The sequence below is a fragment of the Novosphingobium sp. DS6-6 genome, assembly GCF_057784975.1.
The window spans coordinates 157,484-176,904 of record NZ_JBYNTS010000004.1; the positions used below are offsets into that span (position 1 = coordinate 157,484).

General features: G+C 66.5%; 23 protein-coding genes. 10 read left to right on the forward strand and 13 right to left on the reverse strand.

Going from position 1 to position 19,421, the window contains the following annotated elements; translation table 11 throughout:
• Positions 1-18 precede the first annotated feature (18 nt).
• The 5 genes from lptG to AC3EDY_RS06645 form a co-directional block, all read right to left on the reverse strand.
• Positions 19-1,119, reverse strand: a complete 1,101-nt coding sequence (gene lptG / locus AC3EDY_RS06625) for an LPS export ABC transporter permease LptG (RefSeq protein WP_488571690.1) — start codon at positions 1,117-1,119, stop codon at positions 19-21.
• Complete coding sequence (gene lptF / locus AC3EDY_RS06630) at positions 1,109-2,350, reverse strand: LPS export ABC transporter permease LptF (protein ID WP_488571691.1); 1,242 nt, start codon at positions 2,348-2,350, stop codon at positions 1,109-1,111. Before lptF ends, lptG begins: the two co-directional genes overlap by 11 nt.
• A gap of 200 nt (positions 2,351-2,550) precedes the next feature.
• Positions 2,551-2,973: an ATP-dependent Clp protease adapter ClpS gene (gene clpS / locus AC3EDY_RS06635; protein WP_488571692.1), complete on the reverse strand. Its 423-nt coding sequence runs from the start codon at positions 2,971-2,973 to the stop codon at positions 2,551-2,553.
• A 210-nt stretch (positions 2,974-3,183) separates the two neighbouring features.
• Positions 3,184-3,798 (reverse strand): superoxide dismutase, encoded by a 615-nt coding sequence (locus tag AC3EDY_RS06640; RefSeq protein WP_488571693.1) that lies wholly within the window; start codon positions 3,796-3,798, stop codon positions 3,184-3,186.
• Positions 3,799-3,949: 151 nt separating this feature from the next.
• Positions 3,950-5,233, reverse strand: coding sequence for a dicarboxylate/amino acid:cation symporter (locus tag AC3EDY_RS06645; protein ID WP_488571694.1), 1,284 nt, complete (start codon positions 5,231-5,233; stop codon positions 3,950-3,952).
• Between the two features lie 79 nt (positions 5,234-5,312).
• Between AC3EDY_RS06645 and glmM the strand changes: the two genes are divergently transcribed.
• Together glmM and AC3EDY_RS06655 are read left to right on the forward strand one after the other, a co-directional pair.
• On the forward strand, positions 5,313-6,653 hold the full coding sequence (gene glmM / locus AC3EDY_RS06650) for a phosphoglucosamine mutase (RefSeq protein ID WP_488571695.1): 1,341 nt from the start codon (positions 5,313-5,315) through the stop codon (positions 6,651-6,653).
• A 15-nt stretch (positions 6,654-6,668) separates the two neighbouring features.
• Positions 6,669-6,893 (forward strand): DUF1272 domain-containing protein, encoded by a 225-nt coding sequence (locus AC3EDY_RS06655; RefSeq protein WP_488571696.1) that lies wholly within the window; start codon positions 6,669-6,671, stop codon positions 6,891-6,893.
• 20 nt (positions 6,894-6,913) lie between these two features.
• Here AC3EDY_RS06655 and AC3EDY_RS06660 read toward each other — a convergent pair whose 3' ends face one another.
• Complete coding sequence (locus AC3EDY_RS06660; RefSeq protein ID WP_488571697.1) at positions 6,914-7,414, reverse strand: GNAT family N-acetyltransferase; 501 nt, start codon at positions 7,412-7,414, stop codon at positions 6,914-6,916.
• Positions 7,415-7,422: 8 nt separating this feature from the next.
• On the reverse strand, positions 7,423-8,583 hold the full coding sequence (locus AC3EDY_RS06665; RefSeq protein WP_488571698.1) for a pyridoxal phosphate-dependent aminotransferase: 1,161 nt from the start codon (positions 8,581-8,583) through the stop codon (positions 7,423-7,425).
• A 138-nt stretch (positions 8,584-8,721) separates the two neighbouring features.
• On the opposite strand from AC3EDY_RS06665, the gene AC3EDY_RS06670 reads away from it, so the two are divergent.
• Positions 8,722-9,186, forward strand: a complete 465-nt coding sequence (locus AC3EDY_RS06670) for a hypothetical protein (protein ID WP_488571699.1) — start codon at positions 8,722-8,724, stop codon at positions 9,184-9,186.
• Between the two features lie 7 nt (positions 9,187-9,193).
• Here the strand turns inward: AC3EDY_RS06670 and AC3EDY_RS06675 are convergent, their stop codons facing one another.
• Positions 9,194-10,537: a sensor histidine kinase gene (locus tag AC3EDY_RS06675; protein ID WP_488571700.1), complete on the reverse strand. Its 1,344-nt coding sequence runs from the start codon at positions 10,535-10,537 to the stop codon at positions 9,194-9,196.
• A gap of 234 nt (positions 10,538-10,771) precedes the next feature.
• On the opposite strand from AC3EDY_RS06675, the gene rpmH reads away from it, so the two are divergent.
• From rpmH to dapE, 7 genes are all read left to right on the forward strand, one after another.
• Positions 10,772-10,906, forward strand: a complete 135-nt coding sequence (gene rpmH / locus AC3EDY_RS06680; protein WP_109797087.1) for a 50S ribosomal protein L34 — start codon at positions 10,772-10,774, stop codon at positions 10,904-10,906.
• 125 nt (positions 10,907-11,031) lie between these two features.
• Positions 11,032-11,412 carry a ribonuclease P protein component gene (gene rnpA / locus AC3EDY_RS06685; RefSeq protein WP_488571828.1) on the forward strand — a complete coding sequence of 127 codons (381 nt, stop codon included), beginning with the start codon at positions 11,032-11,034 and terminating at the stop codon, positions 11,410-11,412.
• Between the two features lie 2 nt (positions 11,413-11,414).
• Positions 11,415-11,624, forward strand: coding sequence for a membrane protein insertion efficiency factor YidD (gene yidD / locus AC3EDY_RS06690; RefSeq protein ID WP_488571701.1), 210 nt, complete (start codon positions 11,415-11,417; stop codon positions 11,622-11,624).
• Positions 11,625-11,669: 45 nt separating this feature from the next.
• Positions 11,670-13,475: a membrane protein insertase YidC gene (gene yidC, locus AC3EDY_RS06695; protein WP_488571702.1), complete on the forward strand. Its 1,806-nt coding sequence runs from the start codon at positions 11,670-11,672 to the stop codon at positions 13,473-13,475.
• A 35-nt stretch (positions 13,476-13,510) separates the two neighbouring features.
• Positions 13,511-14,137, forward strand: coding sequence for a ribosome biogenesis GTP-binding protein YihA/YsxC (yihA, locus tag AC3EDY_RS06700; protein ID WP_488571829.1), 627 nt, complete (start codon positions 13,511-13,513; stop codon positions 14,135-14,137).
• Positions 14,138-14,287: 150 nt separating this feature from the next.
• Positions 14,288-14,956 carry a glutathione S-transferase family protein gene (locus tag AC3EDY_RS06705; RefSeq protein WP_488571703.1) on the forward strand — a complete coding sequence of 223 codons (669 nt, stop codon included), beginning with the start codon at positions 14,288-14,290 and terminating at the stop codon, positions 14,954-14,956.
• Entirely contained in the window at positions 14,953-16,095 is a 1,143-nt protein-coding gene (gene dapE, locus AC3EDY_RS06710) for a succinyl-diaminopimelate desuccinylase (RefSeq protein ID WP_488571704.1), read from the forward strand. The genes AC3EDY_RS06705 and dapE overlap by 4 nt, the downstream gene beginning before the upstream one ends.
• Before the next feature lie 53 nt (positions 16,096-16,148).
• Here dapE and AC3EDY_RS06715 read toward each other — a convergent pair whose 3' ends face one another.
• The 5 genes from AC3EDY_RS06715 to gluQRS all read right to left on the reverse strand — a co-directional run bounded on the left by AC3EDY_RS06715 (position 16,149) and on the right by gluQRS (position 19,185).
• Positions 16,149-16,469 carry a hypothetical protein gene (locus AC3EDY_RS06715; RefSeq protein WP_488571705.1) on the reverse strand — a complete coding sequence of 107 codons (321 nt, stop codon included), beginning with the start codon at positions 16,467-16,469 and terminating at the stop codon, positions 16,149-16,151.
• 70 nt (positions 16,470-16,539) lie between these two features.
• Positions 16,540-17,409 carry a 3-hydroxyacyl-CoA dehydrogenase NAD-binding domain-containing protein gene (locus tag AC3EDY_RS06720; RefSeq protein WP_488571706.1) on the reverse strand — a complete coding sequence of 290 codons (870 nt, stop codon included), beginning with the start codon at positions 17,407-17,409 and terminating at the stop codon, positions 16,540-16,542.
• A gap of 29 nt (positions 17,410-17,438) precedes the next feature.
• Positions 17,439-17,999, reverse strand: a complete 561-nt coding sequence (locus AC3EDY_RS06725) for a cob(I)yrinic acid a,c-diamide adenosyltransferase (protein ID WP_488571707.1) — start codon at positions 17,997-17,999, stop codon at positions 17,439-17,441.
• A 50-nt stretch (positions 18,000-18,049) separates the two neighbouring features.
• A complete protein-coding gene (locus AC3EDY_RS06730; RefSeq protein WP_488571708.1) occupies positions 18,050-18,283 on the reverse strand; it encodes a hypothetical protein in 234 nt (77 codons plus the stop codon).
• Positions 18,280-19,185, reverse strand: coding sequence for a tRNA glutamyl-Q(34) synthetase GluQRS (gene gluQRS / locus AC3EDY_RS06735; protein ID WP_488571709.1), 906 nt, complete (start codon positions 19,183-19,185; stop codon positions 18,280-18,282). Before gluQRS ends, AC3EDY_RS06730 begins: the two co-directional genes overlap by 4 nt.
• Positions 19,186-19,421: the final 236 nt, after the last annotated feature.

Consider the following 19,421-nt stretch of genomic DNA (forward strand, 5'->3'; position numbering starts at 1 on the left):
CGCGGGCAAGGCGCCCGTTCATTCTTCGGTGCGGATCAGCACCGTTTCCCCGATCAGCAGGAACAGCACGAACGGCGCCCAGGCCGCCACCAGCGGTGGGTATCCGCCGAAACTGCCCATGGCAAGGGCCGCGTTGTCCACCACGAAATAGGCAAAACCCAGCGCCATGCCGATCACCGCACGCATGAACAACTGGCCCGAGCGCGCCAGGCCAAACGCGGCGACAGAGCCCAGCAGCGGCATCAGCAAGGCCGAAAGCGGCCCGGAAAGCTTGTGCCACCAACGACTTTCAAGCTCGCCCGTGCTGTGCCCCGCCGCCCGGATCGCCGCGATCGAGCGCGACAGGTGGGGCAGCGATTCGGCATCGGCATCGGCCTTGCGGATCACCACCTGCGCCGGCGTCACCTCGGCGGCGAAGACCGCGCTGGCGCCCATCCGGGTGCGCCGCGCGCTTTGCACGTCGAATGCGCTGGGGCGGTCGAAGCGCCAGCCGGGATTGGCATAGGTGGCACTGTCGGCCCGCACGATCTCGGTGACCATCCCGGTGGGATCGCGGCGGTGCCACGTCACGTCGGTCATGCGCATGGCATTGCCTTCGCCGGTGACCGTACGGGCATAGAGAACGTTCTGCCCATCCTGCAGCCACACGTTGCCGCGCACTTGGGAATCGAGGGGCAGCGGGCCGTAATTGGCCGCCTGCCAGGCCTTGAGCGTGGCACTGGCCCGGGTCACGATGCGTTCGTTGAACGCAAAGTTCGCCACCGCGATCACGCCCGCCACCAGAAATAGCGGCGCCAGCACCTGGTGCGCGGAAAGCCCAGCCGCTTTCATCGCCACCACTTCGCTGTTCTGGTTGAGCGTGATCAAAGTGATGATCGTGGCCAGCAGCACCGAATAGGGCAGGAACCGCGCGACGAGCTGCGGCGCGCGCAGCCCCACATAAGTCAGAAGCTGCGCCTGCCCGTTGCCGGCCTGGGCCAGAATGTCGCCGCTTTCGCTCAAAAGGTCGAGCATCTGCAGCACGAGAACCAGCATCAGCAGCACCGCCACCACGCGCACCGCAAACATCTTGGCGATGTAGCGGGTCATGGTGACCGAGGGAAAGAATTCAAGCTGCAAAGGCTTCGTCCTGGACTGCAGGGTCGGGTTCCTGGCGGGGCTTGCGGTTGCCCAGCAGGTTGCGCAGCCGACGGGCGAGCTTGGCAAAAGCGGTTTCCAGTGCGCCGATCGGCTGGCCGCCGGGCACATAGGCCAGCCGCCAGTACATCCATACGATCAATGCGGCGAACAGCACGAACGGGCCCCACAACGCCAGCACGGGATCGATGCGGCCCAGGCTGGCGACGTCCTGGCCATATTCGTTGACCTTGTGATAGGCGACAACCATCACGATCGACAGGAACACCCCGAGCGAGGACGACGAGCGCTTGGGCGGCACGGCCAGGGCCACGGCCAGAAGCGGCAGCAGGAACATCATCACCACTTCGACAAGGCGGAAATTCAGACTGGCCTTGCTCTTGTTGCGCATATCCTCGGAATAGGCCTTGTTCCAGCCGATCCTGAGCAGTTCGGGCAGGATGAATTCGCGATCCTTGTCGCCGCGCTGGCGGAACTGGGCAATCTTGGGAAGGTCGATCGGCAGATCGTGCGATGCGAAGGTGAGGACCCGCGGCGAAGGCAGATCCGGCCCATCCTGCACGATCTGCCCATCGGTCAGCCGCAGGACGATGGTGTCGCGGTTCTCGCGACTGGCAAAGAACTGCCCTTCGCGCGCCGATATGGTCATCGTTTCCCCGCTGGGCGTCACCAGGCGGGCAAAAATTCCTTCCAGATCGCGGCCTTCGTCACGGCTGGATTCGACGCGCAGCGCGGTGCGATCCTGCAGGGCGTTGAATTCCCCCACTTTGATCGAGGCGCCCAGTGCGCCCGAACCCAGCTCGTACTGCAGCTCTTCGTAGTAATAGCGGCTCAGTGGCTGGATATAGCCCACGATCAGCAGGTTGAGCGCAGCCAGCCCCAGCGTGAACAGATAGGGCACGCGCAGCAGGCGGGTATAGGAAAGGCCCACCGCGCGCATCACGTCGAGCTCGGAACTCGTCGCCAGCTTGCGGAAGGCAAAGAGGATGCCGAGCATCAGCCCCAGCGGAATCGCCAGACTTGCATATTCCGGAAAGAGGTTGATCAGCATCTTGAACACGACCGTCACCGGCCCGCCCTCGGTCGCGACGAAATCGAACAGCCGCAGCATCTTGTCCAGCAAGAGCAGCGACGCGGCGAGCACGAACACGGCCAGCATCGGCACGATCACCAGGCGCGCGATGTACCTGTCGATGGCGCTGAAGAAAGTCACGTTCGGCGGATCACCGTGTGGGCGTCAAGGGGAAGGCCGCGCCACCCGAAGGCGCCGCGCCGGCGTGGGTGTCGGTTAGCCCGCTTCGCGCCAATGCGAAAGGCGAAAAAGCGCTCGCTCGCCAAGTCGAGGACGCTTGTCGGCAGACGGAACGTTCAGCCGGGTGAGCCGCCGGAACACCCTTCCGGCAGTTGGGGAATTCAAGCCTTTTCCAGCGTGCATTGCAGCGGGTGCTGGTTCTGCCGGGCAAAATCCATCACCTGATTCACTTTGGTTTCGGCGATCTCGTAGGGAAAGATGCCGCAGACCCCCACGCCGCGCTGGTGAACATGCAGCATCACCCGTGTCGCCTGTTCCAGATCCATATGGAAAAAGCGCTTGAGCACCATGACCACGAATTCCATCGGCGTGTAATCGTCGTTCAGCATCAGCACTTTGAACATGCTGGGCTTCTTGGGCCGGGCGCGGGTGCGGGTGGCAACGCCGATCACGTCGTCATGATCGGCATCGCGGTCGTTGCCGGCCAGCCGCGGTGCCAGGCCGGGCGGGCGCGCGGAATCGCCCGCGTGGTATGCACGCGGCGAAAGGGCGACAGGCGCCGAACGAGGATCACAACTGGACATCGGAACTCTTAATATCGCATCGCAAAGGCCGCCCGGCAAGGGGGCGAGCCCACAGCCATGGCTGGAATCTTTTACCAAACGGCAAATCGGGCACCATTTGCGATACGTGGTCGCACCAGGAACGTTGTCAGGCAGGGGAAAAGGGCGGTCATGAAAAAGGGCGGGCAGGCGCCCGCCCTTTTTCCCAACGCACCGATCGGGCCGCGCCTGTCAGGCCGGATAGGCCCAGACCGAGCCACGGCCGAGGTTTTCGGCCGCAAAGCCCCAGTTCAGGTGCTTTTCGATCACGCCCTTGAGATAGTCGGGGCGCAGATTCTTGTAATCCACGTAATAGGCGTGTTCCCACAGATCGATCACCAGCAGCGGGTTGCCGCCCAGCGACGAGAACGTGGCCGCGTCGTGGGTCTGTTCCACCACCAGCTTGCCGTCCTTGGCCACCAGCCAGACCCAGCCCGAGGCGAAATGCGCCGCGCCCTGGGTCGCCAGTTCGGTCTTGAGCGCGTCGAGCGTGCCGAACGAGGTTTCGATCGCGGCGGCAAGATCACCGGTGGGCTCGGCGCTCTGCGGCGTCAGGCTGTGCCAATAGAAACCGTGGTTCCAGGTCTGAGCCGAATTGTTGAACAGGCCCTTGTCGCCTTTCGCTTCGGCGGCGGCGACGATCTCTTCCAAGCTCTTGTCAGCCAGGTCGGTGCCATCAATGGCGGCGTTGGTCTTGTCGACATAGGCCTTGTGATGCTTGCCGTGGTGGGTCTGCAAGGTCACGGCCGAAATCGTGGGGTCCAGCGCGCTATCGGCATAGGGCAGCGGAAGAAGGGAAATTGCCATGGTCGCTCCGTTTCGTCAGGAAAAATCGGCAATGCCGAACCAACGCCCGGGTTGAGCGTCGGTCGCCATCGCGGCCTATGGCATTTGCCGCCGAATGCCAGTTAATTTTTCTGATGGCCGGGAAAGACGCAGCCGATCAGTGGCACCCGCCTCATTCCCTGCGCGCGGCCACGGCGGTCGTCACTGCCACGTCCAGCGTCACGTTGCCCAGCGTGCGCATCAGATCGGGCAGCATTTCCACCGCCACCAGCAGGGCCAGCGGCTCTATCGGCACGCCCATCGCCAGGGCGATCGGCCCGATCGAGGTGATGAAAGTGATCGTTCCCGGCAGGCTGACTGCACCGAAGCTCATCACGCTGGCCACGGCAAAGCCGGTCAGCATGTGCCAGCCATCCACCGGCACGCCGAACCAGTGCGCCACATAAATCGCCACGGCAAAGTTCATCGCCGGGCCGGTACCGCGGAACAGCGCGACGGCCAGCGGCAGCACGAACTCGCTGGTCTGGTCACGCAGGGCAAGCGTGCGGCAGGCATTGAGCATGGCAGGCAGCGAAGCAAGCGAGGACTGCGTCGACAGGGCCAGGGCCTGGGCCGGCAGGATGGCCCGCGCGAACGGCACCAGGCGCTGCCGCCCGGCCAGCACCGCCAGCGGATAGGCCGCCAGAAACACCACGCTGCCCACGATCGTCACGATCATCACGTAATGCGCCAGTGCGCCGATCGCGGCGGTGCCGCTCTTTGCGGCCACGGCCAGGCTCAGCGCGAAAACGCCCACCGGCGCGCACCACAGGACCCAGCCGATCACTATCAGCATCGCGCCGGCTACCGCTTCGAAAAAGACCGCAAGGCTCTGCCGCTGTGCGGTGGCCAGCCGCGTTGCCGCCATGGCAAAGGCCGTGGTGAAGAGAATCACCGGCAAAACCGCATCCGCCGCCGCCGAAGTGAAGACGTTGGCCGGCACCATCGAGGTGACGAAATCGGCAAGGCCGGGCATTGCCGGCGCTTGCGCCGTCGCCCCCACGTTGGCGCGCAGCGCGGCCCCCGCGCTCTGGGGGATCGGCAACAGCGACAGCAGGGCCGGGGTCAGCAGCCCGGCCATGGCCGAACCGCCTACCAGCACCAACATGAACCAGCCCAGCGCCCGCCGTGCCATGGCCCCGGCCCGCGCGGCGGCGACGGTCTGCACGATCCCGGTAAACAGCAGCGCCACCACCAGCGGCATGATCGTGGCCCGCAGGCTGCGCAGCCACAGGTCCCCCACCGGCTCCGCCACCGCCAGAACCGGCGGCAGCACGCCGGGCGCGGAAAAGGCCAATGCCAGGCCCAGCGCCAGCCCGCCGACCAGGCCGAGGAAAATCCACAGCGCCGGAACGCGGGTGATCGGCGGAAGGCCGTCTTGCGGGCTTGATGACGGATCGGTAATCGCTTGGTTCATGCCATGGTGACAATAATGGTGTAGGGCACCAGCGCAATGGCGTCCCGACGGCCGCCGGTAAAAGGAAAATATCTTCGCGATGGGACGTAAATTCTTCGGCACCGATGGCATCCGGGGCCGGACCAATGCCGGGGTGATGACCGCGGCGACCGCCATGAAAGTGGGCCAGGCGGCCGGCACCTATTTCCAGCGCGGCGATCATCGCCATCGCGTGGTGATCGGCAAGGACACGCGCCTTTCCGGCTACATGCTGGAAAACGCGATGACCGCCGGCTTTACCAGCGTGGGGATGGACGTGGTGCTGCTCGGCCCCATGCCGACGCCCGCGGTTGCCATGCTGACCCGCGAAATGCGCGCCGATGTCGGCGTGATGATCTCGGCCAGCCACAATCCGTTCGAGGATAACGGCATCAAGCTGTTCGGCCCGGATGGCTTCAAGCTTTCCGACGAAGACGAACTGGCGATCGAGGCCATGCTGGAGGATGAACTGCCTTTGGCCGAGGCCGGCGAGGTGGGCCGTGCCCGCCGCATCGAGGATGCGCGCGGCCGCTATATCCATGCGGTCAAGGCCTCGCTGCCGCACAACCTGCGCCTCGACGGGCTGCGCATCGTGGTCGATTGCGCCAATGGCGCGGCCTATACCGTGGCGCCGTCGGCGCTGTGGGAACTGGGCGCCGAAGTGATCGCCATCGGGGTGGAACCAAACGGCAAGAACATCAATCTCAATGTCGGATCCACCCATCTCGACGCGATCAAGGCCAAAGTGCGCGAAGTGCGCGCCGATATCGGCATCGCGCTCGATGGCGACGCGGACCGGCTGATCGTGGTCGACGAAAAGGGCCAGACGGTGGACGGCGACCAGATCATGGCGCTGATCGGCAGCCAGATGGCTGCGCGCGGCGCGCTGACCGGCGGCGGCGTTGTGGCCACCGTCATGTCGAACCTGGGGCTCGAACGCTTTCTCAAGACCCAGGGCCTCGATCTCGTACGCACCGCGGTGGGCGATCGTCATGTGCTGGAAAAGATGCGCGAGGGCGGGTTCAACGTGGGGGGCGAGCAATCGGGCCACATGATCCTGACCGATCACGCCACCACGGGCGATGGCACGATCGCGGCGCTGCAGGTCCTGGCCGCGCTGGTTTCCAGCGGCAAGCCCGCCAGCCAGACGCTGCACCTGTTTGATCCCGTGCCCCAGCTGCTCAAGAACGTCCGATTTGCCGGCGGCAAGCCGCTGGAGGCCGAGAGCGTCAAGGCCGCGATCGCCAAGGCGGAAGAGCGCCTGGCGGGCAACGGCCGCCTGGTCATCCGCCCTTCGGGCACCGAGCCGGTGATCCGCGTGATGGCCGAGGCCGACGATGCCGGCGACGTGACGCAAGTGGTCGACGCGATCTGCGCCGCCGTGCGCAAGGCCGCGGCCTGAACGAAGGAGACGGCCATGCTCGAAATGCGCCCCGATTGCGAACGCTGCGGCACTCTGCTTCCGGCCGAATCGCCGGGCGCGTTCATCTGCTCGTTCGAATGCACTTTCTGCGCGCCCTGCGCCGAAGATCTCGACGATCGCTGCCCCAATTGCCAGGGCGAGCTGATGGACCGCCCCGCCCGCGCCAAGGCGCTGCATGCCAAGCATCCGCCGAGTACGGCGCGGCGCCACAATATCTGACGCTGCCCTGCCCGCGCCGGTTACAGCGTGCGGAACATCACCAGCGCATCGACCAGGCCCTGCGACGGATGATCGAACGCACCGGGCAGCCGCCCGACGATGGCAAAGCCCATCGCCTCCCACAGACGCACCGCCCGGGTATTGGTGCTCACCACGCAGTTGAACTGCATGGCGGAAAAGCCGGCAGCGCGGGCCGCGTCGAGCGAATGGGCGCACATCGCCCGCGCCACGCCCCGGCCCGCGGCCGCCGGCGCGGTCATATAGCCGCAATTGGCGACATGGCCGCCGCGCCCCAGTTGGTTGGCACGCAAGTAATAGGTGCCCAGCACGTTACCCGTGCCGGCCACGTCCAGTGCCACGAAAGCCCGCTTGTCCGTGCCCAGCCAATAGTCCAGGGCCGCTTCGCACGGCATGTCCTGCGGCAGGGCATAGGTTTCGCCCGCGCGGATCACCGGCTCGAGAACGGCCCAGATCGCCTCGGCATCGCTGGCACGGGCCGGGCGGATCGCCAACCCGTTCATGGGGCTGCTCAAACCGCCGCTTCCGCCAGCCGCGCGGCAAACCACGGCTTCATCCGCGCAAGGGCCTCTTCCACCTCGGCTGTCGAAACGGCAAAGCTGATGCGGAAGAACCGGTGTCCCTCGACCGGATCGAAATCGATCCCCGGCGCCGTCGCCACGGCCGTATCATTCAGCAGCTTGAGGCAGAAGGCCATGGAATCGTCCGTAAGGTGGCCGATGTCGGCCCAGATGTAAAAAGCGCCGTCGGGCGGGGCGATGCGCTTGAGGCCCAGCGCCGGCAGCGCATCGAGCACGCGCTGGCGGTTGCGGGCATAGGTGGCAAGATGCCCTTCCAGCTCCTCGCGGCATTCGAATGCCACCAGCCCGGCATTCTGGCTCAACACCGGCGGCGTCAGGAACAGGTTGCCCATCCGCGCGCGGGCCTGGTCGACCAGCGCGGGCGGCACGACCAGCCAGCCCAGCCGCCAGCCGGGCATCGAAAAGTACTTGGAAAAGCTGTTGACGACCACGGCTTCGGGATCGACCGCCAGCATGGTCTGCGCGCGTACCCCGTCATAGGTAAGGCCGTGATAGATCTCGTCGCTGATCACGGCGATGCCGCGTTCGCGACAGACGCGGGCAATGGCGTCCAGTTCCGCGGGCGGGATCACCGTGCCGGTGGGATTGGCCGGGCTGGCCAGGATCAGCCCTTCGGGCGCCGGGTCCAGCGCCGCCAGGGCCGCGGCCGTCACGTTGAAGCGCTGCTCCGGCCCGCAGTCCAGTTCCACCGGCACCATGTGCAGCGCGCGCAGCGTGTTGCGATAGGCGACATAGCCCGGGCGGGCGATCGCCACGCGGGCGCCCGGGGCAAAGCGCAGCGTCAAGGCCATGACCAGCGCCGGCGAGGCGCCGCAGGTGAGCACGATCTGCCCCGGGTCCACGGCCACGCCGGCGGACTCGCGATAATGCCCGGCAATCCGCACTTTGAGCGCCTGGCTTTCCCAATAGCCCTGCGCTTCGGTATCTAGGACGTGGCGGGCGCGGGCGATAGCGGCTGCCGGAGCGCTGGTGGATGGCTGGCCGAATTCCATGTGGATGATCGGCCGCCCCGCCGCGGCGGCATCGGCTGCCAGGCGGTGCGCCAGGTTGGAAACGGCAATGGCATGAAAGGGTTCGATCTGTGCTGTCATGGGATCGGCGCCTATCATGAATTGCCCCTGCGGCAAATTGCCCGCCGATGACGGAGCCGTAATGCGGCCGCCATCGTTCTGCCGGCGGACCCGGCGCATCATGGCCGCGCAGGACTTGGTGAAAACGGGCCAGCCGCCATGCCGCACCGATCAAGCCATCCACCGGTCGCCGATGCCGGGGTCGGCCAAGGGCTGCCGGCGGGGCAGCCAACACCCGTCAACGCGGCACTGACGACGGATCTTGCCGGCAACCCGCTCTTGGTGGCACCCGTCGCCGCCGGCGCCTGCGCCACGATGGAGGCCCGCGTCGGCCAGCCGCGCTGCGGGAAAGAGGCTGCGGCCGTTCCCGCCGCCGCGCTTGCGGGCGTGGCCCTTGCCTGCGCGTTGCTCGCGGCCGGGCTGGTCATGCTGGCCGGAAAGGAAATCCATGCATGGACCGAAAGCGGAAACTGGCATTGGCCGCGCCCGTCCGGCGGCCATGGCATGCAGAGCCGCGCTCAGAGCCGCGCTCAGGCCCGGGCGCTGCGCCGGCGGCGGCAGATCGGGCTGATGCTGATGGCCGGGGCAATCGGCGTGCTGGCGCTGGCCATCGCGGCGGCATAGGCCGCCGTCACGCGCCGGGCGAAAGCCGATCGTCGCGGTTGGGAAAGGTGATTTCCACCAGGATGCCCTCGGGCCGGAAACGCCGCTCGATCCGCCCGCCCAGCTGGCGTTCGGAACTGCGGATCAAGGCCGAGCCGAACCCTTCGCGCGCCGGTACGCCGTCTTCGTAAAGGGGGAGCGGCGTGGTGACATGTTCCTGCCAGACGATCCGCACCGTCCGGTCCGCCTCGCAGGCCCAGCGCACGTCGAGCAGGCCGCCCGGCGCGGACCATGCGCCATACTTGACCGCATTGGTCACCAGTTCGTGCAGCACGAGGCCGAGCGGCACGGCGTGATGCCCCGAAATCACCAGCGATCCGCCTGACAGGTTGCACCGCTCGCTGTCCGATCGATAGGGCGCGATCGCCTTCTCCACCAGATCGGCCAGGTCCACTTCCCCTTCGCCGTCCAGCCTTCCCTGCGTCACGTCGTGCGCGGTGACCAGGGCGTGGATGCGCTTGGCGATGCGATCGACCGCGGGGGCTGCGGCCGTATCGCCGCGCGCCGACATCTTGACGATGGCCAGGATCACCGCGAACAGGTTCTTCACGCGGTGGTTCAACTCGCGCGCCAGCAGATCGGCCCGGTCGCGCGCTTCGGCAATCAGCGCCGCATTGGCGGCGGCGGCCTGGGCCTGGGCCGTGCGGATCACCTGCCACAGCCCCAGGATCAGCGCGATCACGATGATCGCCGCCAGCAGGCCGAGCGAGGGCATCACCCGCGCTTCGGCCGCGGCGGCGCTGTCGGTCGCCTCGTCCAGCCGGGTGCGCTCGGTCCGTTCCAGCCGCCCCACCGCCTGGCGCAGGCCTTCCATGGCGAGCTGCCCTTCGTCCGACAAGGTGCGCACACGGGCCTCGACCAGTTCGCCCCGGCGCACCAGTTCCACGATGCCGGCCATTTCCGCCCATTTGACATCGCCCAGCCGCTCGATCTCGTCCACCAGGGCGGCCTGTTGCGGATCGACGTCCTTCCCCAGCCGCTGGCGCAGCGCGCGCATTTCCGCGCGATAGGCCGCATGCCCCTGCTCGTAGGGGGCAAGGTAGCGGCGGTCGTACGTCATGTAATAGCCGCGCTGCCCGGTTTCGCCATTGAGCGTGGCCGCCACGATGCCATCGAGCGCGGCCAGCACCGCGCTTGTCCGCGAGGCCTGCTCGCGCTGCACGCGCTCGGCATCGACAGTGCTGAAAATCAGAACGAAAGTGCCTAGAAGCGCCAGTGCCAGCACGGCGAGCAGGGCCAGGGTGAGCCATGCCGGCTTGCGGCGCCACGTACGGCCTGGCACGTGGGTCTGCCCGGTGTTGATGGCAACCATGCGTGCTGCCTAGACAAGTGCCGGCGATCAGGCAAGCGTGCCAAGGGCGCGCGCGGGCCTTCCCGCTGGTTTCGCTCGCCGCATCGTTGCGGCGCCGCTACACATTGCGAAGGGGCCGCAAACGCTTGACGAACGCGGCCGCCTCGCCTATCGGCCCAGCCCTGATTTCGGCGCGGCGCCGGTTGCGGCAGCGCGCCTTTTTCCGATTCGCCAGACAAGAAGAAGAGTTCGACCATGAAGCGCACTTTCCAGCCCAGCCGCCTCGTGCGTGCCCGCCGTCACGGCTTTCGCGCCCGCATGGCCACCGTCGGTGGCCGCAAGGTGCTGCGCGCCCGCCGTGCCCGTGGCCGCAAGAACCTGTCGGCCTGATCGCGTCTTTTCCCGGCGCCATGGACGGAGCGCGGCCCAGCGGGCCCGGGGCCGAAACGGCCTGCTCTTCTGGCTCCGGGCCCGCCGGCTTCCAATCCCGCCGACGCCCTGCCCGGCTCGCCACGATCGCCAGGCGGGCAGACTTCCTGGCCGCCAATCGCGGGATAAGAGTCGCGCGGCCCGGTTTCGTGCTTCTGGTCAACCCGCTGGCGCGCGCTGATGGCTCGCTGCGCTTCGGCGTGACGGTTACCAAGAAAATCGGCAATGCGGTGGTTCGCAACCGCATGAAGCGGCGCTTTCGGGCGCTGCTGCGCGATCTGCTGCCCGCCCAGGGCATCGCCGGGGCCGATCACGTGCTGATCGGCCGCGAAAACGGGGTGGAGCGCGACTACGCTCTGCTGCGCAGCGAACTGGCCCAGGCACTTGCCCGTGCGGCCGCCGGCAAGGGCGACCCGCCGCGCAAGCCGGGAAACAGGCGGGGTCCCAAGCCCGCCTTTGGCCGCTGACCATGAAACGGCTGCTCATTCTCGTCGCCCGGGGCTGGCAGCTCGGCCCATCGCGCCTGATGCCGCCGACCTGCCGCTATGCCCCTTCGTGCTCGCAATATGCGATCGAAGCCTGGACAAAACATGGTGCGATTAAGGGTAGCTGGCTTGCGGCCTTGCGGCTATTGCGCTGCCATCCCTGGGGCGGCAGCGGCTATGATCCGGTGCCCTGAGCGCCCCTTCCTTCAACCGGCTTGATTCAACAGACGCGAGGCACAGTGGAGAAACAGCGCAACCTGATCCTGGCGATGGTCCTGATGGGCGTTTTGCTGATCGGCTGGGATTACGGCATCCGCTACTTCTATCCGCAGCCTAAGACCAGGCCGGCGGCAGCCGCTTCCGCCCCCGTCGCCGCGCCGGCCAGCAGCGGTCCGCCTGCCAAGCCCAGCCGCGAGGGCGGGCTGCAGGCGCCGGCCGATCTGGCGCTGGAGCAGAAGGATCTGAGCCAGGCGCTCAACGCCGGCAATCGCGTGCCGATCGATGCGCCGGGCCTTAAGGGCTCGATCAATCTGGTCGGCGGCGTGGTGGACGATCTCACGCTCGTGCGTCACCGTGAAACGATCGACAGGAACAGCCCCCCGGTGCGCCTGTTCTCGCCCGCCGGCACCCCGGCGCAGCATTTCGCGCAAGTGGGGTGGCTGGGCCAGAACGGCATTGCCGCGCCCAACGGCCAGACGGTGTTCACCGCGCAAGGCGCGAAGCTGACACCGACGACTCCCGTTACCCTGACCTGGACCAATCCCACCGGGCAGACCTTTGCCCTGCGCTATGCGATCGACCAGAACTACATGCTGACCGTGTCGCAAAGCGTGACCAACACTGCACCCGCGGCCGCATCGGTGGCGCCCTTTGCCCGCATCAACCGCACCGACAAGACCATGAGCCAGGATACCTGGCAGGTCCATTCCGGCCCGATCGGCGCGTTCGATGGCTCGGTCAATTTCTCCAACAACTATACCGATGTTGCCAAGGCTGGCGCGGTCAGCCCTGCCGGGGTGGCCAACTGGATCGGCTTTACCGACATCTACTGGCTTTCCGCGCTGATCCCGGCCGATGGCGGCGCGGCCAGGCCCAGTGCCGATTTCCGCGCTCTGGGCAACAACCTGTTCGCGGCCGACCTGATCTGGCCGGCGACCAGCATCGCACCCGGCCAGACGCAGAGCCAGACGCTGCGCCTCTTTGCCGGCGCCAAGGAAAACAACGTTCTGGAAGCTTACGAGAAACAGGGCGTTACCAACCTTTCGCTGTCGATCGACTGGGGCTGGTTCCGCTGGTTCGAAAAGCCGATCTTCTGGCTGCTCGATGCGTTGTTCCATGCGGTCAAGAACTTCGGCCTGGCTATCATCCTGCTCACTCTGCTGGTGCGCGGCATCATGTTCCCGGTGGCCCAGCGCCAGTTCGCCTCGATGGCGGCGATGCGCGCGCTGCAGCCGAAGATGAAAGCGATCCAGGAACGCCACAAGGACGACAAGACCCAGGCCCAGCAGGAGATCATGAAGCTCTATCGCGAAGAGCGCGTGAACCCCATGGCCGGCTGCCTGCCGATCTTCCTGCAGATTCCGGTGTTTTTCGCGCTATACAAGGTGCTGGTGCTGACCATCGAAATGCGTCACCAGCCTTTCGTGCTGTGGATCAAGGATCTGTCCGCGCCAGATCCGCTTCACGTGCTCAACCTGTTCGGCCTCTTGCCGTTCACCCCGCCCGGCTTCCTCGCCATCGGCGTTCTGGCGATCATCCTGGGGGTGACGATGTGGGCGCAGTTCAAGCTGCAGCCGGCCGCGATGGATCCGGCGCAGCAGCAGGTGATGGGGCTGATGCCGTGGGTGATGATGTTCGTGATGGCGCCGTTCGCATCGGGCCTGCTGCTTTACTGGATCACGTCGAACCTGCTGACCATTGCCCAGCAGCGCTATCTCTATAGCCGCCATCCGCAACTCGTTGCGCAAGCGGCCAAGGACCAGCAGAACCTCGATCGTGCCGCCGCACGCACTGCCACGGTCCCACCAAAGCCCGGGAAGAAGTGAGCGTCACCGGGCCCGACGCGGAAGGCCTGCGCCTGATGGCCGTGGAAGAGCGCGCCCGCGTGCTCTTTTCCGGGCGGGTGGAGTTCCTGAAATCGGCGCCGCAGCTCAAGTTCCTGCCCGATCCCGATTATCCCGAAATCGCGTTCTGCGGCCGCTCCAACGTCGGCAAATCCTCGCTGCTCAACGCCTTGACCGGGCGCAAGGCCCTTGCGCGCACCTCGGTGACCCCGGGACGCACGCAGGAGCTCAACTATTTCGACGTCGGCCAGCCCACGCTGTTCCGCCTGGTCGACATGCCCGGCTACGGCTTTGCCAAGGCCCCGCCGAAAGTGGTCGAGCAATGGCGCCACCTGGTGCGCGACTATCTGCGCGGACGCGTGGTGCTCAAGCGCACGCTGCTGCTGATCGACAGCCGCCACGGCGTCAAGCCGGTCGATGCCGAAATGATGCAGATGCTGGACGAGGCGGCGGTCAGCTATCGCGTGGTGCTGACCAAGGCCGACAAGATCAAGGCGAGCGACCTGGAACAGGTGGTGGCGCAGACGCAGGCGGCCGCGCGCAAGCACATTGCCGCCCACCCCGAAGTGAGCGTGACCTCGTCGGAAAAAGGCCTGGGCATCGCCGCCCTGCGCGGCGCGGTGCTCGAAGACGCCGCAGTCTGACGGGGATCCAGGGCGCGACGCCCATGCTTCTTACTGACGAAGCTTCTTCCTGACGAAGCTTTTCCTGACGAAGCTGCCCCCCAGGCACCCTCGACAGCCCGCGTCTCACGCTCTAGGCGGAAGATCCGCCCCCTTGCGAAAGGCCCGCGCATGAAGCTGGTGATCGGCAACAAGAATTATTCGAGCTGGTCCCTGCGCGGCTGGCTGGCATGCAAGCAATCGGGCCTGGCCTTCGAGGAAATCACCGTTCCGCTCTATGGCGACGATTGGGACGAGGCCAAACGGCGCAATGCCAACCTCGCCCCTTCTTCGGGCAAGGTACCGATCCTGTGGGATGGCGAGGCCGTCGTCTGGGACAGCGTGGCGATCATCGAATACCTGGCCGACAAGGTGGGCCGCGACCGGTTCTGGCCGCGTGACGAGGCGGCGCGCGCGATGGCGCGTTCGATGGTCGCGGAAATGCACTCGGGCTATTTCGCGCTGCGCGGCCACATGCCGATGAACATCCGCCGGCGCCAAACGGTGCCCCAGGTGCGCGACGATGTGCGCGCCGATATCGTGCGGATACTGCAGCTCTGGGCCGAGGCACGCGCGCGCTTCGGCCATGGCGGCCCGTTCCTGTTCGGCACGTTCAGCGCGGCCGACATCATCTATGCCCCGGTCGTGGCGCGCTTCATGAGCTATGGCGTCGGCGTGCCGGGCTTTGCCGTGGCCTATATGCAGGCGCTGTGGGAGCATCCATGGATGCAGGCGTGGATCGCGGCGGCCGAAGAGGAAGAATGGACGATCGAACAGTTCGAGGAACCCAGCCAGGTATGAATGCCGATCCCGTTGCTCTGGATCCCGTCGCTCTCGCCGAGCGCCTGATCGATTGCCCCAGCGTCACGCCGGCAACGGGCAGCGTGTTCGATATGCTGGAAGGCATGGTCGCGCCGCTGGGCTTTGCCGTCCATCGTTTCATCGAGGGGGAGGCGCCCGATGGCCCGGTGGAAAACCTGCTGGCGGTGCGCCAGGGGCCGGTGGGCGGCCGCCACTTCGCCTTTGCCGGCCATCTCGACGTGGTGCCGCCCGGCGAAGGCTGGACCAGTGCGCCGTTTGCGGCAGAGCGACGGGGCGAATTGCTTTACGGCCGGGGTGCGGTGGACATGAAAGGCGCAATCGGCGCATTCGTTGCCGCCCTTGGCGATATCCCCCGGGACGCAGGAACGATCAGCCTGGTGATCACCGGCGACGAGGAAGGGCCGGCGCGCTATGGCACGGCCGCCCTGATCGAGCGGATGCGCGCGCTGGGCACCCTGCCCGATCTGTGCCTCGTGGGCGAACCCACATCGGTCAACCGCCTGGGCGACATGATGAAGATCGGCCGGCGCGGATCGGTCAATCTCTGGCTGACGGTCGACGGCGCGCAAGGCCACGTCGCCTATCCGCATCTGGCGGACAATCCCATTCCCCGGCTGGTCGCCCTGCTGGCAGAGCTTGACGCGCTGGTGCTCGACGAAGGCAGCGAGTGGTTCCAGCCCTCGAACCTGGAAATGACCGACATCACTGTCGGCAACCCGGCGACCAACGTGATTCCGGCCCAGGCCCGCGCCCGCCTGTCGATCCGTTTCAACGATCTCCACACCGGGCAGAGTCTGGTCGATCGCGTCACGCAGATCGCGGCGCGCCATGGCGGCAGCGTGCGCGCGGTCGTTTCCGGGGAAAGCTTCATCACCCTGCCAGGGCCGTTTTCGTCTCTCGTCGCGCAGGCGATCCTGGCCGAAACAGGGGTCGGACCAGAACTCTCGACGACCGGCGGCACGTCGGACGCGCGATTCCTGCGGGCCTTGTGCCCGGTGGTCGAATTCGGCCTGTGCAATGCCACGATGCACAAGAAGGACGAGGCGGTGGCCATGGAAGACCTGCGTGTGCTGGCGCGGATCTATCGGCGTATCGCCCTCGCCGCGCTGGCAGGCTGAAAGACAAGTCAAGGCCCCGGACTTGATCCGGGGCCTTGCGCGCCATGCGTGATTTATGCCGCCCCGCGGGGCGTATCGTCGTCGATGCCGGCCTCGCCCAGACTGCCTTCCTCGTCATCGTCGTTGCGTTCGCCGCGATAGGCACCCATGTCGATCCGGCCGGACGAAACCATCTGTTTCATGTGATCGACAAGATCCGGGGTAGAGCCCGGCTCGTCGCCCTGGCCGGGAACGCGCTCGCTGTCTTCGGCCGTGCCCAGCACCGCCGTCGCGCGGTTCAGCGATTCGTCCGCCAGCGTCTGCGCCTGTGCCGGCGCATCGTCTTGTTCGGCATTTTCAGCCTCGGGGGGCAGGTCGGGCAGATCCTTGCTCATCACGTTTCTCCTTTGCGGAAAAAACGCGCGCGCGCCGTGCCTTGTTCCTGCCCCCTCCGGCGGTTCCGGTTCAGCGGGTGGGGACGGGCGCCGGCCCGCTGTAGTCATAGAACCCGCGGCCGTTCTTGCGGCCATACCAGCCGGCCTCGACGTATTTCACCAGCAGCGGGGCGGGGCGATACTTGCTGTCGCCCGTGCTCGTGTGCAGCACGCGAATGATTTCCACGCAGGTATCCAGCCCGATGAAATCGGCCAGTTCCAGCGGCCCCATCGGATGATTGAGCCCCAGGCGGCAGGCCTTGTCGATGTCAACCACGCTGGCCGTGCCGCTGCCCAGCACGAAGGCGGCCTCGTTCAGCATCGGCATCAGCACGCGGTTGACGATAAAGCCGGCCTCGTCCTGCGACAGGACCAGTTCCTTGTTCAGCCGCCCCACCAGCGCCCGCATGGTTTCCAGCGTTTCGGCAGAAGTGGCCAGGCCCGGGATCACTTCGACCAGGTTCATCACCGGCACCGGGTTGAAGAAATGCAGGCCGATGAACCGCGCCGGATCGGGTGAGACCGCCGCCATCCGCGTGATCGGGATCGAGCTGGTGTTGCTGGCAAGGATGGCGTGCGGCGCCAGCACGGCGCCGGCGGCGGCAAAGATCTTGCGCTTGATGTCTTCACGCTCGGTCGCGGCTTCCACGATCAGGTCCGCGGCCGCCATCGGGGCATAATCGCCGACCGGGGTGATCCGTGCGACGATGGCCCGGGCTTCGGTGGCGGCCAGCTTGTCCTTGCTCACCAACCGGTCCAGCGCCTTGGCGATCTTGTCCCGCCCCTTTTCGGCGGCGGCCTGGTCCACATCGGCCAGCAGCACGGCAAGCCCGGCCTGGGCCATGACCTGCGCGATGCCCGCGCCCATTTGCCCCGCTCCGATCACGGCAACTGTGTTCATCCCCGCAATTTCCTTTCTTTATTGGCTATTCAGCGGCCGGCGCCTGGCACCCACAGCGGATCGCGCCCGGCATTCAATGCGCGTGCCAGCACGAAAAGATAGTCCGACAAGCGGTTGAGATAGGCCAGCACCGCGGGATTGACCGGCTCGACGCGGTTCAGCGCCACGGCGGCGCGTTCGGCCCGGCGGGTTATCGCCCGCGCCAGATGCACGCGCGCGGCAGCTTCGCTGCCTCCCGGCAGGATGAAGCTGGTCAGCGGCGCCAGGGCGGCGTTGCGCGCGTCGATCGCGGTTTCCAGCCACGTGACCTGACCTGGCACCACGCGCAACGTCATTTCGCCCGGGGCGAAATCGTCACCCGGCGTCGCCAGGTCCGCGCCGACATCGAACAGGTCGTTCTGGATGCGGGTCAGTTCCGCGCCGATCTCTGCAGGCACGACCAGTGCCGCCAGGCCCAGCGCGCTGTTCGCTTCGTCCACCTCGCCGATCGCAGCCATGCGCGGCTCGTCCTTGCCGCGCCGCGAACCATCGACCAGCCCGGTCGTGCCGCCATCACCCGTGCGGGTATAGATCTTGTTGAGCTTGACCATGGAAATGAGACCGCCCCGTTCAGTTTTCCGGTTTGCGCCGCGCGTGGCGTTCAGTTCTTGCCGGCGACGATCAGCAGCACCATCACCACCACGATGGCCAGGCCCTGGAACTTGATGCGGTTGATCATCATGCGGTTCTGCAGCAACTGCATGTCGCGCAGGCCCTCCTCGCCGCGATCGAGGCCCTCGCGCGTGGTGCGCAGGAACGCCACGATGCCGCGCACGAGCGACCATACGGTGAGCCCGACGAACACGATCAGCAAAGGCACGAGGATATAGATCATGGCACCTGATCTATGGCGTCGACCAGGCAAATACCAGTGTCAAAAAGGCCGTCGCGCAAGGCCTGCGCCAATTCCGTCCCGCTTTGCCCGGCCAGCCGCCGCTCCGCCAGGCCGGCCGCACCCCGCCGCTTGGCCAGTTTACGGCCATCGGCGCCCGCCAGAACGGCATGATGATGCCAGCGTGGCACGGGCAGGCCAAGCAGGGCCTGCAGCAGGCGGTGGACATGGCTGGCACGGAACAGATCCACCCCGCGCGTTACCACGGTAATGCCATCGGCGGCATCGTCCACCGTTGCCGCCAGGTGATAGGAAGCCGGTGCGTCCTTGCGCCACAACACCACATCACCGAAGATTTCCGGCTGCGCGCGTTGTGCGCCCCGTCGTTCGTCCACCCATTCCAGCGGCCCGGCCAGCGCGGCCGCGCGCGCCATGTCGATCCGCCAGGCAACACGGGGACACTGCGCGATTTGGCCCGATGCGATGTGGCCCGAAGCGATATAGCCCGAAGCGATATAGCCCGAAGCGACATAGCGTTGCCGGCACGTGCCGGGATAGAGCGGACCATCGGGCCCCATAGCCGTCGCACCGGCGGCGATCTCGGCCCGCGTGCATTGGCAGGGATAGAGCAGCCCCGCGGCCCGCAGCGCATCGGCCGCGGCGCGATATCGCGCCACCCGCTGCGATTGCCGCGGCACCTCACGCCATGACAGACCCAGCCAGGCGAGATCGGCCCGGAATTCATCGGCCAGTTCCGGCCGGCTGCGGGCACCATCGATATCCTCGATCCGCAGCAGGAACTGCCCGCCTTCCGCCTGCGCGCGATCATGCGCGGCGATGGCAGCCCAGGCGTGGCCGAGGTGCAGCGGGCCGTTGGGGCTCGGGGCAAAGCGGGTCACGATCATCGCTCGACGGGTAAAAGGTTTGGCCGGAGGAACAAGTGTATCTTCGAAGACACAATTGTCGCAAACGCAAAACGGCGGCCCCGCCGGACCGCCGCTTGGCAATTTATCGACCCGCCCCGGCACGGTGATGCCGTGAAGCAAAAAGTCGTTCGTATCGATATTTCGAAAATGCCTGGGCCGCTTGAGAGGCCCGGCCAGGCATTTGTCAGTGCTGCCGCCCGCGCTTAGACAAGCGT

Bases quoted from the DNA above. Each gene is read 5' to 3' on its own strand.
- clpS (WP_488571692.1), bottom strand. From the start codon at position 2,973: ATGTCCAGTTGTGATCCTCGTTCGGCGCCTGTCGCCCTTTCGCCGCGT.
- AC3EDY_RS06640 (WP_488571693.1), bottom strand. From the start codon at position 3,798: ATGGCAATTTCCCTTCTTCCGCTGCCCTATGCCGATAGCGCGCTGGAC.
- AC3EDY_RS06645 (WP_488571694.1), bottom strand. From the start codon at position 5,233: ATGAACCAAGCGATTACCGATCCGTCATCAAGCCCGCAAGACGGCCTT.
- glmM (WP_488571695.1), top strand. From the start codon at position 5,313: ATGGGACGTAAATTCTTCGGCACCGATGGCATCCGGGGCCGGACCAAT.
- AC3EDY_RS06655 (WP_488571696.1), top strand. From the start codon at position 6,669: ATGCTCGAAATGCGCCCCGATTGCGAACGCTGCGGCACTCTGCTTCCG.
- AC3EDY_RS06660 (WP_488571697.1), bottom strand. From the start codon at position 7,414: ATGAACGGGTTGGCGATCCGCCCGGCCCGTGCCAGCGATGCCGAGGCG.
- AC3EDY_RS06665 (WP_488571698.1), bottom strand. From the start codon at position 8,583: ATGACAGCACAGATCGAACCCTTTCATGCCATTGCCGTTTCCAACCTG.
- AC3EDY_RS06670 (WP_488571699.1), top strand. From the start codon at position 8,722: ATGCCGCACCGATCAAGCCATCCACCGGTCGCCGATGCCGGGGTCGGC.
- AC3EDY_RS06675 (WP_488571700.1), bottom strand. From the start codon at position 10,537: ATGGTTGCCATCAACACCGGGCAGACCCACGTGCCAGGCCGTACGTGG.
- rpmH (WP_109797087.1), top strand. From the start codon at position 10,772: ATGAAGCGCACTTTCCAGCCCAGCCGCCTCGTGCGTGCCCGCCGTCAC.
- yidD (WP_488571701.1), top strand. From the start codon at position 11,415: ATGAAACGGCTGCTCATTCTCGTCGCCCGGGGCTGGCAGCTCGGCCCA.
- yihA (WP_488571829.1), top strand. From the start codon at position 13,511: ATGGCCGTGGAAGAGCGCGCCCGCGTGCTCTTTTCCGGGCGGGTGGAG.
- AC3EDY_RS06705 (WP_488571703.1), top strand. From the start codon at position 14,288: ATGAAGCTGGTGATCGGCAACAAGAATTATTCGAGCTGGTCCCTGCGC.
- dapE (WP_488571704.1), top strand. From the start codon at position 14,953: ATGAATGCCGATCCCGTTGCTCTGGATCCCGTCGCTCTCGCCGAGCGC.
- AC3EDY_RS06715 (WP_488571705.1), bottom strand. From the start codon at position 16,469: ATGAGCAAGGATCTGCCCGACCTGCCCCCCGAGGCTGAAAATGCCGAA.
- AC3EDY_RS06720 (WP_488571706.1), bottom strand. From the start codon at position 17,409: ATGAACACAGTTGCCGTGATCGGAGCGGGGCAAATGGGCGCGGGCATC.
- AC3EDY_RS06725 (WP_488571707.1), bottom strand. From the start codon at position 17,999: ATGGTCAAGCTCAACAAGATCTATACCCGCACGGGTGATGGCGGCACG.
- AC3EDY_RS06730 (WP_488571708.1), bottom strand. From the start codon at position 18,283: ATGATCTATATCCTCGTGCCTTTGCTGATCGTGTTCGTCGGGCTCACC.
- gluQRS (WP_488571709.1), bottom strand. From the start codon at position 19,185: ATGATCGTGACCCGCTTTGCCCCGAGCCCCAACGGCCCGCTGCACCTC.